General features: G+C 69.2%; 15 protein-coding genes and 3 tRNA genes. 3 read left to right on the forward strand and 15 right to left on the reverse strand.

Features of this window, described 5'->3' with window-relative positions; translation table 11 throughout:
- Window positions 1–51 precede the first annotated feature (51 nt).
- From rpoB to ABEB09_RS12740, 9 genes are all read right to left on the reverse strand, one after another.
- The gene (rpoB, locus tag ABEB09_RS12700; protein ID WP_345689999.1) at window positions 52–3537 is read right to left on the reverse strand and encodes a DNA-directed RNA polymerase subunit beta; all 3486 of its coding nucleotides are present in this window, start codon (window positions 3535–3537) and stop codon (window positions 52–54) included.
- Between the two features lie 512 nt (window positions 3538–4049).
- A complete protein-coding gene (gene rplL / locus ABEB09_RS12705) occupies window positions 4050–4436 on the reverse strand; it encodes a 50S ribosomal protein L7/L12 (protein WP_345690000.1) in 387 nt (128 codons plus the stop codon).
- Window positions 4437–4551: 115 nt separating this feature from the next.
- Window positions 4552–5082, reverse strand: a complete 531-nt coding sequence (rplJ, locus tag ABEB09_RS12710) for a 50S ribosomal protein L10 (protein ID WP_345690001.1) — start codon at window positions 5080–5082, stop codon at window positions 4552–4554.
- Between the two features lie 277 nt (window positions 5083–5359).
- Window positions 5360–6301: an SCO4651 family lipoprotein gene (locus tag ABEB09_RS12715; protein WP_345690002.1), complete on the reverse strand. Its 942-nt coding sequence runs from the start codon at window positions 6299–6301 to the stop codon at window positions 5360–5362.
- Between the two features lie 139 nt (window positions 6302–6440).
- Window positions 6441–7163, reverse strand: coding sequence for a 50S ribosomal protein L1 (gene rplA / locus ABEB09_RS12720; RefSeq protein WP_345690003.1), 723 nt, complete (start codon window positions 7161–7163; stop codon window positions 6441–6443).
- Between the two features lie 82 nt (window positions 7164–7245).
- Window positions 7246–7680, reverse strand: coding sequence for a 50S ribosomal protein L11 (gene rplK / locus ABEB09_RS12725; protein ID WP_023587070.1), 435 nt, complete (start codon window positions 7678–7680; stop codon window positions 7246–7248).
- 160 nt (window positions 7681–7840) lie between these two features.
- A complete protein-coding gene (gene nusG, locus ABEB09_RS12730) occupies window positions 7841–8686 on the reverse strand; it encodes a transcription termination/antitermination protein NusG (RefSeq protein WP_380840356.1) in 846 nt (281 codons plus the stop codon).
- 78 nt (window positions 8687–8764) lie between these two features.
- On the reverse strand, window positions 8765–9052 hold the full coding sequence (secE, locus tag ABEB09_RS12735) for a preprotein translocase subunit SecE (protein WP_345690005.1): 288 nt from the start codon (window positions 9050–9052) through the stop codon (window positions 8765–8767).
- A gap of 102 nt (window positions 9053–9154) precedes the next feature.
- A tRNA-Trp gene (locus tag ABEB09_RS12740) sits at window positions 9155–9227 on the reverse strand.
- Between the two features lie 195 nt (window positions 9228–9422).
- Here ABEB09_RS12740 and ABEB09_RS12745 point away from each other — a divergent pair.
- Both ABEB09_RS12745 and ABEB09_RS12750 read left to right on the forward strand, forming a co-directional pair.
- Window positions 9423–10649 (forward strand): pyridoxal phosphate-dependent aminotransferase, encoded by a 1227-nt coding sequence (locus tag ABEB09_RS12745; RefSeq protein WP_345690006.1) that lies wholly within the window; start codon window positions 9423–9425, stop codon window positions 10647–10649.
- Between the two features lie 122 nt (window positions 10650–10771).
- Entirely contained in the window at window positions 10772–11800 is a 1029-nt protein-coding gene (locus ABEB09_RS12750) for an adenosine deaminase (RefSeq protein WP_345690007.1), read from the forward strand.
- Window positions 11801–11812: 12 nt separating this feature from the next.
- Here ABEB09_RS12750 and ABEB09_RS12755 read toward each other — a convergent pair whose 3' ends face one another.
- The 6 genes from ABEB09_RS12755 to ABEB09_RS12780 all read right to left on the reverse strand — a co-directional run bounded on the left by ABEB09_RS12755 (window position 11813) and on the right by ABEB09_RS12780 (window position 14465).
- Window positions 11813–12868, reverse strand: coding sequence for a UDP-N-acetylmuramate dehydrogenase (locus ABEB09_RS12755; protein ID WP_345690008.1), 1056 nt, complete (start codon window positions 12866–12868; stop codon window positions 11813–11815).
- Between the two features lie 38 nt (window positions 12869–12906).
- Complete coding sequence (locus ABEB09_RS12760) at window positions 12907–13335, reverse strand: MaoC family dehydratase (protein ID WP_345690009.1); 429 nt, start codon at window positions 13333–13335, stop codon at window positions 12907–12909.
- Window positions 13336–13343: 8 nt separating this feature from the next.
- Window positions 13344–13796 carry an FAS1-like dehydratase domain-containing protein gene (locus ABEB09_RS12765; RefSeq protein ID WP_345690010.1) on the reverse strand — a complete coding sequence of 151 codons (453 nt, stop codon included), beginning with the start codon at window positions 13794–13796 and terminating at the stop codon, window positions 13344–13346.
- A 223-nt stretch (window positions 13797–14019) separates the two neighbouring features.
- Window positions 14020–14184: a 50S ribosomal protein L33 gene (gene rpmG / locus ABEB09_RS12770; RefSeq protein ID WP_003948671.1), complete on the reverse strand. Its 165-nt coding sequence runs from the start codon at window positions 14182–14184 to the stop codon at window positions 14020–14022.
- Between the two features lie 89 nt (window positions 14185–14273).
- Window positions 14274–14346 (reverse strand) — tRNA-Met (locus ABEB09_RS12775).
- 46 nt (window positions 14347–14392) lie between these two features.
- Window positions 14393–14465 (reverse strand) — tRNA-Thr (locus tag ABEB09_RS12780).
- 233 nt (window positions 14466–14698) lie between these two features.
- On the opposite strand from ABEB09_RS12780, the gene ABEB09_RS12785 reads away from it, so the two are divergent.
- Window positions 14699–15931 carry an amidohydrolase family protein gene (locus tag ABEB09_RS12785; RefSeq protein WP_345690011.1) on the forward strand — a complete coding sequence of 411 codons (1233 nt, stop codon included), beginning with the start codon at window positions 14699–14701 and terminating at the stop codon, window positions 15929–15931.
- The last annotated feature ends 99 nt before the right edge of the window (window positions 15932–16030 follow it).

A 16030-nucleotide genomic window follows, 5' to 3' on the forward strand; every position in this document is an offset into this window, starting at 1 on the left:
CGGGTCGCTGGGCGAGGCCGGCCGGATACGGGTATCCGGCCGGCCGACCCGTCAGACCTCTTCGACGCTGCTCGGCTCGCGCCGGGACAGGTCGATGCCGAGCTCCTCCGCAGCGCGGAAGACGTCCTCGTCGGTGTCGCGCATCTCGATGGACATGCCGTCCGAGGACAGCACCTCCACGTTGAGGCACAGGGACTGCATCTCCTTGATGAGCACCTTGAAGGACTCCGGGATGCCGGGCTCCGGGATGTTCTCGCCCTTGACGATGGCCTCGTAGACCTTCACGCGGCCGGTGACATCGTCGGACTTGATGGTCAGCAGCTCCTGGAGGGCGTAAGCGGCGCCGTACGCCTCCAGCGCCCACACCTCCATCTCACCGAAGCGCTGGCCACCGAACTGAGCCTTACCACCCAGCGGCTGCTGGGTGATCATCGAGTACGGACCGGTCGACCGGGCGTGCAGCTTGTCGTCGACCAGGTGGTGCAGCTTGAGGATGTACATGTACCCGACCGAGATCGGGTCCGGGAACGGCTCGCCGGAGCGGCCGTCGAACAGGCGCGCCTTACCCGACGGCAGCATCAGGCGGTCGCCGTCGCGGTTCGGGAGGGTGTTCTCCAGCAGACCGGCCAGCTCGTCCTCACGGGCGCCGTCGAAGACCGGGGTCGCGACGTTCGTCCGCGGCTCGACCTGGTCGGCGCCGATGGTCTGGAGCCGCTTGGCCCAGTCCTCGGCGAGACCGGAGACGTCCCAGCCCTGGCTGGCGAGCCAGCCGAGGTGGATCTCCAGAACCTGTCCCGGGTTCATTCGGGACGGCACACCGAGCGGGTTGAGGATGATGTCGACCGGGGTGCCGTCCTCCAGGAACGGCATGTCCTCGATCGGCAGGATCTTGGAGATGACACCCTTGTTGCCGTGGCGGCCGGCGAGCTTGTCACCGTCGGTGATCTTGCGCTTCTGCGCCACGTAGACGCGGACCAGCTGGTTCACGCCCGGGGGCAGCTCGTCGCCCTCCTCGCGGTCGAAGACGCGCACGCCGATGACCTTGCCGGTCTCACCGTGCGGCACCTTCAGCGAGGTGTCACGGACCTCACGGGCCTTCTCACCGAAGATCGCGCGGAGCAGGCGCTCCTCCGGCGTCAGCTCGGTCTCACCCTTCGGGGTGACCTTGCCGACCAGGATGTCGCCGGCGACGACCTCGGCACCGATGCGGATGATGCCGCGCTCGTCGAGGTCGGCGAGGACCTCCTCGGAGACGTTCGGGATGTCCCGGGTGATCTCCTCGGGGCCGAGCTTGGTGTCACGGGCGTCGACCTCGTGCTCCTCGATGTGGATCGAGGAGAGGACGTCGTCCTGCACGAGGCGCTGCGACAGGATGATCGCGTCCTCGTAGTTGTGACCCTCCCACGGCATGAACGCCACGAGCAGGTTCTTGCCGAGCGCCATCTCGCCGTTCTCGGTCGCCGGACCGTCGGCCAGGACCTGGCCCTCCACGACCCGGTCGCCCTCGGAGACGACGACCTTCTGGTTGACGGAGGTGCCCTGGTTGGACCGGGCGAACTTGGCGAGGCGGTACGTGATGTACGTGCCGTCGTCGTTGGCGACGGTGATGTAGTCCGCGGAGAGCTCCTGGATCACACCGTCCTTCTCGGCCTTCACGACGTCGCCGGCGTCGGTGGCACAGCGGTACTCCATGCCGGTGCCGACGAGCGGGGCCTCCGCCTTGATGAGCGGAACGGCCTGGCGCATCATGTTCGCGCCCATGAGGGCACGGTTGGCGTCGTCGTGCTCGAGGAACGGGATCATGGCGGTCGCGACCGACACCATCTGGCGCGGCGAGACGTCCATGTAGTCCACGTCCTCGGGGCCGACGTAGTCGACCTCGCCGCCACGGCGGCGGACCAGCACGCGGGCCTCGGCGAAGCGGAGCTCCTCCGTGAGCGGCGCGTTGGCCTGGGCGATGACGAAGCGGTCCTCCTCGTCGGCGGTCAGGTAGTCCACCTCGTCGGTGACCTGGCCGTCGACGACCTTGCGGTACGGCGTCTCGACGAAGCCGAACGCGTTGACGCGGCCGTACGAGGCGAGCGAACCGATCAGACCGATGTTCGGGCCTTCGGGGGTCTCGATCGGGCACATGCGTCCGTAGTGGGACGGGTGCACGTCACGGACCTCGAAGCCGGCCCGCTCACGGGAGAGACCGCCGGGGCCGAGCGCCGACAGACGACGCTTGTGGGTCAGACCAGACAGCGGGTTGTTCTGGTCCATGAACTGCGACAGCTGGCTGGTGCCGAAGAACTCCTTGATGGAGGCGACGACCGGCCGGATGTTGATCAGGGTCTGCGGCGTGATCGCCTCGACGTCCTGAGTGGTCATGCGCTCGCGCACGACGCGCTCCATCCGGGCCAGACCCGTGCGGACCTGGTTCTGGATGAGCTCGCCGACGTTGCGCAGGCGGCGGTTGCCGAAGTGGTCGATGTCGTCGGTCTCGACGACGATCGTCGAGCCGTTCTCACCGACGGTCTCGGTCTCGCCCGCGTGGAGCTTCACCAGGTACTTGATCGTCGCGATGACGTCGTCGACGGTCAGGACGCCCGCGTCCAGCGGCTCGTCCGCACCCAGCTTCTTGTTGACCTTGTAGCGGCCGACCTTGGCCAGGTCGTAGCGCTTCGGGTTGAAGTAGAGGTTCTCCAGAAGCGTCTGGGCGGCCTCGCGCGTCGGCGGCTCGCCCGGGCGCAGCTTGCGGTAGATGTCGAGCAGCGCGTCGTCCTGGCCCTGGGTGTGGTCCTTCTCCAGGGTGGCGCGCATGGACTCGTACTCGCCGAACTCCTGCAGGATCTGCTCGGTGGTCCAGCCGAGCGCCTTGAGGAGGACGGTCACGGACTGCTTGCGCTTGCGGTCGATGCGGACACCGACCATGTCGCGCTTGTCGATCTCCATCTCCAGCCAGGCACCCCGGGACGGGATGATCTTGGCGGAGAAGATGTCCTTGTCGGACGTCTTGTCGATGGAGGAGTCGAAGTACACACCCGGCGAGCGGACGAGCTGCGACACCACGACACGCTCGGTGCCGTTGATGACGAAGGTGCCCTTGTTGGTCATGAGCGGGAAGTCGCCCATGAAGACCGTCTGGGACTTGATCTCGCCGGTCTCGTTGTTGGTGAACTCGGCCGTGACGAAGAGCGGCGCGGCGTACGTGAAGTCGCGCTCCTTGCACTCGTCGATCGAGTTCTTCGGAGGCTCGAAGCGGTGGTCGCGGAAGGTCAGCGACATCGACCCGGAGAAGTCCTCGATCGGAGAGATCTCCTCGAAGATCTCCTCCAGACCGGACTTCGTGGGGACGTCCTGTCCGGACTCCAGAGCCGCCTCGACACGAGCCTTCCACGCGGCATTGCCGAGCAGCCAGTCAAAGCTCTCGGTCTGCAGCGCGAGCAGGTTCGGAACCTCGAGGGGCTCCTTGATCTTTGCAAAGGAGATGCGCAGCGGGGCGGTGCTTGCGCCGTTGTTCGTATTCGCGGTCGAGGCGTTGCGCGAGGCGGCCAAGAGGGGGTCCTTCCGAGGGCTCGGACTCACTACGCGCGTACCGGTCCCAAGCGGGGCACAGAGAGAGAAGTCCCAGGTCAGGGCGTTCGGTCAACTGTGCTCTTGCGAGGGGATGCCCCTGGTGACGGGCAGGGGGCAGCTAACAGGCAGCGCAAAGGGTCAGTGTAGCCACTTGGCCCACTGATGTCCAGGGCGAGTAATTCGCAACCCTCGTTGTTCTCATCTCCGCGGCACCTCGCGCCGTCGGCGCACATCGATACTGCCCGTTCGGTCGTCGATCCATGCCTCGGATCCGGATCGTTGTGACGACGCGTCCTGAGAATTGCGCGCGGCGTGCGGTTCGTCAAGGCCCCCGGGTCCACGGGGCGCACGGCGAAGATCACCATACTCCCCCGGCGGCGCAGTGCAAGACAGACGTCACGGCAACGCCGAAGGGCGACCACCCGGATGGGTGATCGCCCTTCGCAACGCCCTCAGCGGACGTCAGTACGAGTCACAGGACCCGCAGGAGGTCACTTGACCTCGACGGAGGCACCGGCGCCCTTGAGGGCCTCGGCGGCCTTGTCAGCGGCCTCCTTGTTGACCTTCTCAAGGACCGGCTTCGGGGTGCCGTCGACGAGGTCCTTGGCCTCCTTCAGGCCCAGGGAGGTGAGCTCACGCACGACCTTGATGACCTGGATCTTCTTGTCGCCGGCGCCGGTGAGGATGACGTCGAACTCGTCCTTCTCCTCGACCTGGGCAGCCTCGCCACCGGCGGCACCGCCGGCGACGACGACCGGCGCGGCAGCGGCGGCGGTGACGTCGAACTTCTCCTCGAACGCCTTCACGAACTCGGAGAGCTCGATGAGGGTCATCTCCTCGAACTGCGCGAGCAGGTCTTCCTGAGACAGCTTCGCCATGATGGCGGTCCTTCCACTAATTCGGCTGGTGCCGGGATGTACATGTGAGGCGGGCGTACGTTGGGCCCGCTGCGACCGTCGCCTTCGTCAGGCGGCGATCAATGCGCGAGCCGAATTACTCGGCACCGCCCTGCTCGGCCTGCTTGGCGCGAAGAGCGTCCACGGTGCGGACGAGCTTCGACGGCAGCGCCTGGAAGAGGGAGGCAGCCTGGGACTGCTTGCCCTTCAGCGCGCCGGCCAGCTTGCTGAGCAGAACCTCGCGGGACTCGAGGTCCGCAAGCTTCTTGATCTCGTCGGCGGACAGCGCCTTGCCCTCAAGGACACCGCCCTTGATGACGAGATTCGGGTTCTCCTTGGTGAAGTCACGCAGCGCCTTCGCCGACTCCACCGGGTCACCGGTGATGAAGGCGACAGCCGTCGGACCAGCGAACTGGTCGTCCAGCGTCGAGATCCCGGCCTCGTTGGCCGCAATCTTGGTCAGCGTGTTCTTCACCACGGCGTACTGGGCGTTCTCACCGAGCGAACGGCGCAGCGTCTTGAGCTGCGCCACGGTGAGACCGCGGTACTCGGTCAGCACAGCGGCGTTGGAGCTGCGGAACTTGTCCGTCAGCTCGGCAACCGCGGCAGCCTTGTCGGGCCTCGCCATGAGCCTCGGCCTCCTTCCGGGTGATTCGGACCGCAGTGGCTGAAGGAAGGAGACTGGGCAAAACGAAACGCCCCGGCGCAGGCGCACGGGGCGTGACTCGACCAGGACGGAAAAGTCCCAGGAGTTACATCCACAGTCACCTGCGCAGGCCGTCCGTAGCTAGCGGATCCTTCGGCGGCTACGCCCCTACGGGCACAGCAGCGACCAGCGGTCTTTGGCTTCCGTGGAAGAGTACGGGAACGGGTCGCCGTCAAGCAAATCGGGACCGACCGGGTGATCAGGCCCCGCCGTTCTCCCGGGCCGCCTTGGTCATGTCCTCGATCATCTTCAGGAAGTCGACGGTCTCACCGGCGGGAGGCGCCTGGACTGCGGCCTTGATCCCGTAGTCCGAGTAGGTGGCGGAGATCTCCATCGTGCCCCGCGCCGTCTTCATGCCGACGTCCATCTTGACCGGGTAGCCGTCCTCATTGACCCAGACCTCGGTGTCGTACGCCGTGATGCCGGCCTTCTTGACCGTGGCCAGGACCTGCTCGCGGTCCTTCTCGGGGAGCGTGGAGAGCGACTTGTTGGATGCGATCATCTCGTCCACGGAGAGCGTGCCCTTGTAGTGCTGGGCGTCCACGCCGTCGACCTTCTCCCGGCCGACGTGCTTCAGGTTCGGCGACTCCAGGAGCAGGGCCAGCTGCTTGGCCGGACCCTGGTTCATGTTCTCCAGGTCGGCGGTCATCGCCTTCTGGAGGCCCTTGTCACCGGACATCTCGGCCATGGCGGCGAAGTCCATCTTGATCCACCGCTTGCCGCCCATCCGGGCGGCGGCCTTCTTGCCCATGTCCATGTACGTGATGTTGTCGAGCATCACCATGCGCATCTGCTGGGCCCCGTCCGGACCGGCCGCGGCGAAGCCGCCCTTCATCGTGAGGTCCAGCTGCGCCGGCGCCCAGCCCATGACGCCGGACATCTCCATGTCGCCCGCGCCGGGTCCGGCGCCCGGGACGCCCAGCGCCTCCGGCGTGGAGATCGTCATCTTGACCCGCGCGGTCTTCGCCTCGGCGGTCTTCTTGTACGCGGCCTGGATGACCTGCGTCGCCGAGGACCACTGGACCTCGTCCTTCACCCCGTCGGCGGCCTTCCTGTCCCCGCCCTGGCAGCCCGCGACACCGACGGCGACAGCCGCGGCCGTCAGCGAGACCCCCACACGCTTCCATGCCGGTACGGCCATGTCCCCCACCCCTCGTCTTCTCTTGTGCGAACACCTGAACCGTAACGCACACGTACGACAGCGACCGTGAAAAAAGCCGGTCCCCACGCCTCCGGAGAGGCGCGGGGACCGGCTCATGGGACCGATTGAGCCATCAGGCTCAGACCGCGGCCGGGTCCTCCTCGACGAGGAGGTTGCGGGTGCGGTTCGGGTCGATCTGGATGCCGGGGCCCATCGTGGTGCTGATGGCGGCCTTCTTGATGTAGCGACCCTTGGCGGCGGACGGCTTCAGACGGAGGATCTCCTCCAGAGCGGCGCCGTAGTTCTCCACCAGCTTGGCCTCCTCGAAGGAGGTCTTGCCGATGATGAAGTGCAGGTTCGCGTGCTTGTCGACACGGAACTCGATCTTGCCGCCCTTGATGTCGGTGACAGCCTTGGCGACGTCCATGGTCACGGTGCCGGTCTTCGGGTTCGGCATCAGACCACGCGGACCGAGCACGCGGCCGAGGCGGCCGACCTTGCCCATGAGGTCCGGGGTGGCGACGACGGCGTCGAAGTCCAGGCGGCCCTTCGACACCTCGTCGATCAGCTCGTCGGCGCCGACGATGTCGGCGCCCGCGGCACGCGCGGCCTCGGCACGGTCACCGGTCGCGAAGACCAGGACCCGGGCGGTCTTACCGGTGCCGTGCGGGAGGTTCACGGTGCCACGGACCATCTGGTCGGCCTTGCGCGGGTCGACACCCAGGCGGAAGGCGACCTCGACGGTGCCGTCGAACTTGGTCGTGGAGGTCTCCTTGGCGAGACGCACGGCCTCGAGCGGGGCGTACAGCTTCTCCCGGTCGATCTTGGCGTCCGCAGCGCGGAGAGACTTGCTGCGCTTCACTTCTACTCCTGCAGTTCAGGTCTGGAGTTGTGGTGCGGGCCGCGCATGGCCCTTCCACAGTGGTGGTCAGACGGGGGTGAGGTCAGCCCTCGACCGTGATGCCCATGGAACGGGCGGTGCCGGCGATGATCTTCTCGGCGGCGTCCAGGTCGTTCGCGTTGAGGTCGGGCATCTTGGTGGTGGCGATCTCGCGGACCTGGGCGCTCGTGAGCTTGGCGACCTTGGTCTTGTGCGGCTCGCCGGAGCCCTTCTCCACGCCCGCGGCCTTGAGGATCATCCGCGACGCCGGCGGCGTCTTGGTGATGAAGGTGAAGGAGCGGTCCTCGTAGACCGTGATCTCCACCGGGATGACCCAGCCACGCTGCGACTCGGTCGCGGCGTTGTAGGCCTTGCAGAACTCCATGATGTTGACGCCGTGCTGACCCAGCGCGGGGCCGACCGGCGGAGCCGGGTTGGCGGCGCCGGCCTGGATCTGGAGCTTGATCAGCCCCGTGACCTTCTTCTTCTTGGGAGGCATTCCGGGTCCTCTTCCTGATTCCTGTTTCCTGTGCCCGAAGGCACCTGTGCCCAAAGGCAACCGCACAACGATAACGGCTACTGGCGCACAGCTAAAAACCGAGCAGGTCAGAGCGGCGAGAGTCCGCTCTGACCTGCTCAGAGGCTGCTGTCCAGAAGGATCAGTTCTTCTGGATCTGGTCGAAGCTCAGCTCGACCGGGGTCTCGCGGCCGAAGATCTCGACCAGGCCCTTGACCTTCTTCGAGTCGGCGTTGATCTCGTTGATCGTGGCCTGCAGCGTGGCGAACGGGCCGTCGGTGACGGTGACCGAGTCGCCGACCTCGAAGTCCAGGACCTGCACCTCGACCTTGCGGGCGGGGGCGGGCTTGCCCTCGGCCTCGGCGGCCTCGCGCGCGGCCTTGGCCTCGGCCTCGGGGGCGAGCATCTTGACGATCTCGTCCAGCGTCAGCGGGTACGGGTCGTAGGCGTTGCCGACGAAGCCGGTGACGCCCGGGGTGTTGCGGACGACGCCCCAGGACTCGTTCGTCAGGTCCATGCGGACGAGCACATAGCCGGGCAGCTTGTTCTGCTTGACGTTCTTGCGCTCGCCGTTCTTGATCTGGACGATCTCTTCCTCGGGCACCTCGGCCTGGTAGATGAAGTCCTCGACGTTCAGCGAGACGGCACGCTGCTCCAGGTTGGCCTTCACGCGCTTCTCGTAGCCCGCGTAGGTGTGGATGACGTACCACTCGCCCGGCAGACCGCGCAGCTCCTCGCGGAGGGCGGCGACGGGGTCGACCGGCTCCTCCTCGACGGCCTCGGCCTCGGCCTCTTCGTCGGTCTCGTCCGCCGAAGCCTCGGCGGCATCCTCGGCGTCCTCGTCGACGTCGACGTCCTCGACGTGCAGGGCCGCGTCCTCGGCCGCCTCGCCGGCAGCGGCGTCCGCAGCTTCCGCCTGGTCCTCGTCGGCCGCCTCGACGATGTCGAGCTCGTCCTGGGCGGACTCGTTCAGGTTCGGGTCAGACACGGTGGCTGCTTCTTCCTGGATACAGATGGGGTGGAACATGCGAAAAGGGGCGCCGGGGTGGGCGCCCTCCGCGGGGAATCAGCCGAAGACGTACTGGACTGCTTCCGTAAAGCCGAGGTCAATCACGGTCACGAGACCGATCATGATGACGACAAAGATGATCACAACCGTGGTGTACGTGGTCAGCTGGCTGCGGGTCGGCCAGACGACCTTGCGGAGCTCCGCGATGATCTGGCGGTAGAAGAGCGCGAGACGGCCCAGCGGGCCCTTCTTGGCGCGCTTGCCACCCTTGCGGGTCTTCTTCTTCGACTCCGGCGCTTCGTCCTCAGCATCAGGCATGTCGATGGAGCCTACGGCGTCCGTCACGTCTCTCACCTGATTCCGGGTCGGCCGTGCCGCGCCCGGGTGGAGCCGCACGGCGGTGCAATGAAGTACATACCTGCGCACACATCCTGGCGGTGTGTGTAGCAGGGCCGGAGGGACTTGAACCCCCAACCGCTGGTTTTGGAGACCAGTGCTCTACCAATTGAGCTACGACCCTATGTCGTTCTGCCCCCAACCTACCGCATCCGTGGAGGTGGTCGGTGAGGGCCAACGAGCAGAGAGTGTACGTGGTCAGGGGCGCTGCGTCGAACAGATAGCCCCGGACGCCTTCGCGGCGCCTCCGCCGGACGGTCGTGTCCGTACAGCGAAACCTGTGTGTCGGGCACGTTCCGGGTCTGGAACGATGGGCCGTATGAGCGCTGCAACCCCTCCGGCCGAGCGCCGGGTCTCCGCCCGTATCGGTGCGATCTCCGAGTCCGCGACCCTCGCCGTCGACGCCAAGGCCAAGGCCCTCAAGGCCGCCGGGCGCCCGGTGATCGGCTTCGGCGCGGGCGAGCCCGACTTCCCGACGCCCGGCTACATCGTCGAGGCCGCCGTCGAGGCCTGCCGTGACCCGAAGTACCACCGCTACACGCCGGCCGGCGGCCTGCCCGAGCTGAAGGCCGCGATCGCCGCGAAGACCCTGCGGGACTCCGGCTACGAGATCGACCCGTCCCAGGTCCTCGTGACCAACGGCGGCAAGCAGGCGATCTACGAGGCGTTCGCGGCGATCCTGGACCCGGGCGACGAGGTCATCGTCCCGGCCCCGTACTGGACGACGTACCCGGAGTCGATCCGCCTGGCGGGCGGCGTGCCGGTCGAGGTCGTCGCCGACGAGACCACGGGCTACCGCGTCTCCGTCGAGCAGCTGGAGGCGGCGCGTACGGAGCGTACGAAGGTCGTGCTCTTCGTCTCCCCGTCCAACCCGACCGGCGCGGTGTACGCGCGGGAGGACGCCGAGGCGATCGGCCGCTGGGCCGTGGAGCACGGCCTGTGGGTGCTGACGGACGAGATCTACGAGCACCTGGTCTACGGCGACGCCACCTTCGCCTCGCTGCCGGCGCTGGTCCCCGAGCTGCGCGAGAAGTGCATCGTGGTGAACGGCGTGGCCAAGACCTACGCCATGACCGGCTGGCGCGTGGGGTGGCTGATCGGCCCGAAGGACGTGGTGAAGGCCGCGACGAACCTCCAGTCGCACGCCACCTCCAACGTGTCGAACGTCGCACAGGTCGCCGCGCTGGCCGCCGTCTCCGGCGACCTGGCGGCCGTCGCCGAGATGCGCGCCGCCTTCGACCGCCGCCGGCAGACGATCGTGCGGATGCTCAACGAGATCGACGGCGTGATCTGCCCCACGCCGGAGGGCGCGTTCTACGCGTACCCGTCGGTGAAGGGCCTGCTCGGCAAGGAGATCCGCGGCAAGCGCCCGCAGACGTCCGTCGAGCTGGCGGCGCTGATCCTGGACGAGGTCGAGGTAGCGGTCGTCCCGGGCGAGGCCTTCGGCACGCCGGGCTACCTGCGCCTGTCGTACGCGCTCGGCGACGAGGACCTGGTCGAGGGCGTGTCGCGGATGCAGAAGCTGCTGGCGGAGGCGCGCGACTGAGCACCCGCGCGACGCCTCACGGGCCCCGGCCGCCTCGGCCGGGGCCCGTTTTTTCGTTCCCGGAAGCACCCGTTCGGCGAAAGGGGCTGCCGTACGGCGGGGACCTGCGGCAAGATCCCTGGATGGAGCCAGTCCGGGATCTGAAACTGCTGCCCAAGGCGCATCTGCACCTGCACTTCACGGGGTCGATGCGGCCCGCCACCCTGCTGGAACTCGCCGACAAGTACGGCGTACACCTTCCCGAGGCGCTGACCGGCGGTGAGCCGCCGAAGCTGCGGGCGACCGACGAGCGGGGCTGGTTCCGGTTCCAGCGGCTCTACGACATCGCCCGGTCCTGTCTGCGGGAGCCGGAGGACATCCGGCGGCTCGTGCGGGAGGCGGCCGAGGAGGACGTCAGGGACGGCTCCGGCTGGCTGGAGATCCAGGTGGACCCCACGTCGTACGCGCCCCGGCTGGGCGGTCTGATCCCGGCGCTGGAGATCATCCTGGACGCGGTGGAGGCCGCCTCGCGCGAGACCGGCCTCGGGATCAGGGTCCTGGTGGCGGCGAACCGGATGAAGCACCCGCTGGACGCCCGTACGCTCGCCCGGCTCGCCGTGCGGTACGCGGAGCGGGGCGTGGTCGGGTTCGGGCTCTCCAACGACGAGCGCAGAGGCATGGCGCGGGACTTCGACCGGGCGTTCGCGATCGCCCGTGAGGGCGGCCTGCTGGCGGCGCCGCACGGCGGTGAGCTGACGGGTCCCGCGTCGGTGCGGGACTGCCTGGACGACCTGCGGGCCGCGCGGATCGGGCACGGGGTGCGGGCGGTGGAGGACCCGCGGCTGATGCGGCGGCTCGCCGAGAAGGGCGTGACGTGCGAGGTGTGCCCGGCGTCGAACGTGGCCCTCGGCGTCTACGAGAAGCCCGAGCACGTGCCGCTGCGGGCGTTCTTCGACGCGGGGGTGCCGATGGCGCTGGGCGCGGACGACCCGCTGCTGTTCGGCGCGCGGCTGGCGGACCAGTACGAGATCGCCCGGCAGCACCACGGCTTCACCGACGCCGAGCTGGCGGAGCTGGCCCGCCAGTCGGTGCGCGGCTCGGTGGCCCCGGAGGACGTGCGGCAGAAGCTGCTGTCGGAGATCGACGCGTGGCTGGCGGCCCCGGCCGCCTGACGCGTACCGGCCCTACAGGCTGACGCCGACCGTGACCGGCTCGTTGACGAGGGTCACGCCGAAGGCGTCGCGGACGCCGGCGACGACCTCGCGGGCCAGGGCCAGGAGGTCCTCGGTGGTGGCCTCGCCGCGGTTGGTGAGGGCGAGGGTGTGCTTGGTGGAGATACGGGCCGGACCGGTGCCGTAGCCCTTGGTGAAGCCCGCCTTGTCGATCAGCCAGGCCGCCGACGTCTTGGTGCGGCCCTCCCCCGCCGGGTAGGCGGGCGGGGTGACGTCCGGGCCGAGGCGCTCGTGGACGCGCCCGAGGAACGCCTCGTACTCCGCGTCGGTGAGGATCGGGTTGGTGAAGAAGGAGCCGGCGGACCAGGTGTCGTGGTCGTCGGGGTCGAGGACCATGCCCTTGCCGGCGCGCAGGGCGAGGACGGTCTCGCGGGCTGCCGCCAGCGGGACGCGGTCGCCGGGCTCGACACCGAGCGCGCGGGCGGTCTCGGCGTACCTCAGGGGGGCGCTCATGCCCCCGGCGTCCTCCAGCTCGAAGCGGACCCGCAGGACCACGAAACGGTCCGGGTGGGCCTTGAAGCGGCTGTGCCGGTAGGAGAAGGCGCAGTCGCCGTTGGGGATGGTGACGATCTCCTCGGCGCGCCGGTCGTACGCCACGACCTCGGTGATCGTGCTGGAGACCTCCTGGCCGTACGCCCCGACGTTCTGGATCGGGGTGGCGCCGGCCGAGCCGGGGATGCCGGCCAGGCACTCGATGCCGGCGAGGCCGGCCTCGACGGTGCGGGCGACGGCGTCGGACCAGATTTCGCCGGCGGCCAACTCCAGGCGCGTGCCGTCGAGCGAGAAGCCGCGGGTCGCGATGCGCAGGGCGGTGCCGTCGAAGCCCTTGTCGCCGATGACCAGGTTGGAGCCGCCGCCGATGAGCAGCAGCGGCGTGCCGGTGGCGTCCGCCTCGCGCACGGCCGCGACGACCTCGTCGTCCGTGGTGGCGGTCAGCAGCCGGCCGGCGGGGCCGCCGAGCCGGAAGGTGGTCAGGGGGGCGAGGGGAGCGTCGTGGAGTTCCTGCACGCGCTCAAGGTTACGGTGCGCCCCGCCCCCGCCGCCCGTCAGGCGAGCTGGACCACCGCGCGTGACATGCCCAGCACCTTCTGGCCCGCGCTCATGGCGGTCAGGTCCACGCGGACGCGGCGGTCGTCCAGCTTCGCGGCGACCTTGGCGCTGACCTCGATCAGCGCGCCCGTCTCGTCGTTGGGCACGACGACCGGCTTGGTGAAGCGCACGCCGTACTCGACGACCGCGCCGGGGTCGCCGATCCAGTCGGTGACGACGCGGATCGCCTCGGCCATGGTGAACATGCCGTGGGCGATGACATCGGGGAGGCCGACCTCGCGGGCGAACTTCTCGTTCCAGTGGATCGGGTTGAAGTCGCCGGAGGCGCCCGCGTACTGGACGAGTGTGGCGCGCGTCACGGGGAAGCTCTGGGCCGGCAGCTCGGTGCCGACCTCGACGTCGTCGAATGCGATCTTTGCGGTCATGGTGTGTCTCACGCCTCCTCTGCCGCGCGCGCGACGAGCTTGATCCAGGCGGTCACGACGTGCTCGCCCGCCTCGTCGTGGACCTCACCGCGGATGTCGAGGATGTCGTTCCCGGCGAGGGACTTGATTCCCTCGATGGTCGAGGTGACCGTGAGGCGGTCGCCCGCGCGGACGGGGCGGGTGTACGCGAATTTCTGGTCGCCGTGCACGACGCGGCTGTAGTCGAGCCCGAGCTGCGGGTCGTCGATCACCAGTCCCGCGGCCTTGAAAGTGATCGCGAACACAAAAGTGGGAGGGGCGATCACTTCGGGGTGGCCGAGCGCTTTGGCGGCCTCCGTGTCGGTGTACACGGGATTCGTGTCACCGATCGCCTCGGCGAACTCACGGATCTTCTCCCGGCCGACCTCATAGGGGGCGGTGGGCGGATAGGTCCGCCCCACGAAGGACTGGTCGAGCGCCATGGACTCGGTACCTCCTGCTGTCCTGATGTCGTGCTGATGTCGTGCTGTGCATCCGGGTGTCCGGCGTCCGGTGCGATCCGGCGTGCTGCTGATCCGGAGTGCTGCGATCCGGGTCCTTGGGCCCGGGTGCTCGGGCCCCGGGCTTGGGCTCCCGGTGCTCGGGATCCGGCGCAAACGACACGAGGCCGCCCCCGGTGGGGACGGCCTCGTGTACGAGCCTGGTTCAGCGCGTCTCGCGGTGCGCGGTGTGCGCGTTGCAGCGCGGGCAGTGCTTCTTCATCTCAAGACGGTCCGGGTTGTTGCGCCGGTTCTTCTTGGTGATGTAGTTCCGCTCCTTGCACTCCACGCAGGCCAGCGTGATCTTCGGGCGGACGTCGGTGGCAGCCACGTGAGTGCTCCTTGACGGACGGATGGACGGATGGAACGCAGAAAAGAGTAGCCGATCGAAGGACCGACCCCACAATCGGCTACTGGGAGTAGCGGTGACCGGACTTGAACCGGTGACACAGCGATTATGAGCCGCTTGCTCTACCGACTGAGCTACACCGCTGAGATGTCGGATCCCCTCACCCGAGGGTGAGGATAACCTCCACCAGAGCCCCAATACGGAATCGAACCGTAGACCTTCTCCTTACCATGGAGACGCTCTGCCGACTGAGCTATTGGGGCGAGCGATGAAGACATTACACGGTCGGCCGCCGTTCGCCCAAATCCGATTCCCGGACCCCGGGCACAGGGCCTGCCCACCGCCCGTGCAGCGCCCCATAGGCCACTCGTGCCCCACGCCGGTACGACTATTGCGCTCCTCCTCGAAGCCCGGACGGACGGCGCCTAGGCTCGCCTCACGCTGCGCGATCTTGCATCGTCCCCTCCCCCGTGCCCCCTTCCCCGCCAGGAGCCCGATGTCCTCCGACAGCCAGCAGCCGCGGCCGCCCGAGGGCGCCCTGACCGACACCACCGCGCTGCTGCTGTGCGGCGCCCGCCTCACCGACGGCCGGACCGTCGACGTACGGCTCAGCGGCGGGCGCATCGAGGCCGTCGGGACGCCGGGCAGCCTCGCCGCCCACGGGGCCCGCGTCGACCTGGCCGGCTACCTCCTGCTGCCCGCCCCGGCCGAGCCGCACGCGCACGCCGACACGGCCCTCAGCGCCGACTCGCCGGGCCCCGTCTCGTACGCCGTCGAGGACGTCCAGCGCCGCGCCACGGAGGCCGCGCTGCTCCAGCTCGGCCACGGCGCGACCGCCGTGCGCGCCCACGTGCGGATCGGCGACGTACAGGGCCTCGCCTCGCTGGAGGCGGTGCTCCAGGCCCGGCGCTCGCTGCGGGGCCTGGCCGACCTGACGGCGGTGGCCGTGCCCCGGCTGCTCACCGGGGTGGCCGGCGCGGACGGGCTCGCGATGCTGCGGGACGCGGTGAAGATGGGCGCGTCCGTCGTGGGCGGGTGCCCGGACCTGGACCCGGACCCGACGGGGTACGTCGAGGCGGTGCTGGAGGTCGCCGCGGAGCAGGGCTGCCCCGTGGACCTGCACACCGACGGGGACGATCCGGCGCGGCTGGCCCGGCTGGCGGCGATGGCGGGCGGGCTGCGCCCCGGGGTGACGATCGGCCCGTGCGGGGCGCTGGGGCGGCTTCCGGCGGACACCCGGTCGCGGGTGGCGGACCAGCTGGCGGCGGCCGGGGTGGCGGTGGTGTGTCTGCCGCAGGGCGGGTGCGCGGGGACGGAGGTGCGGGACGCGGCGCCCGTACGGCTGCTGCGGTCGGCGGGGGTGCGGATCGCGGCCGGCGGCGGGGCGCTGCGCGACGTGGCGAACCCGGTGGGCCGGGGCGACCCGCTGGAGGCGGCCTACCTGCTGGCGTCGCAGGGCGGGCTGCGGCCGGCGGAGGCGTACGGCGCGGTGAGCGGGGCGGCGCGGGAGGCGATGGGGCTGCCGGCGGTGCGGGTGGAGGCCGGGTTCCCGGCGGAGCTGCTGGCGGTGCGGGGTGACCGGCTGGCGGGCGTGCTGTCGCTGGCGTACAGCAGGATCGTGGTGCACCGGGGCCGGGTGGTGGCGCGGACGAGCGCGGTACGCGAGTACTGCGACTCGGCAGCGGCCCTGGACCTGCCGCGCCAGGCCCGCCCCGACGCGCGTCCGTGAGCGCTTGGCACCGGCGGCGCTCAGGGCGGGGTGGGGACTCACGCACTGCTGCGACGCGGCGGCCCCCGCTCGAATTGCCGCGTCGGGCAGGCCCCGAGG

Source organism: Streptomyces coeruleoprunus (genome assembly GCF_039542925.1).
GTDB classification, from domain to species: Bacteria; Actinomycetota; Actinomycetes; order Streptomycetales; family Streptomycetaceae; genus Streptomyces; species Streptomyces coeruleoprunus.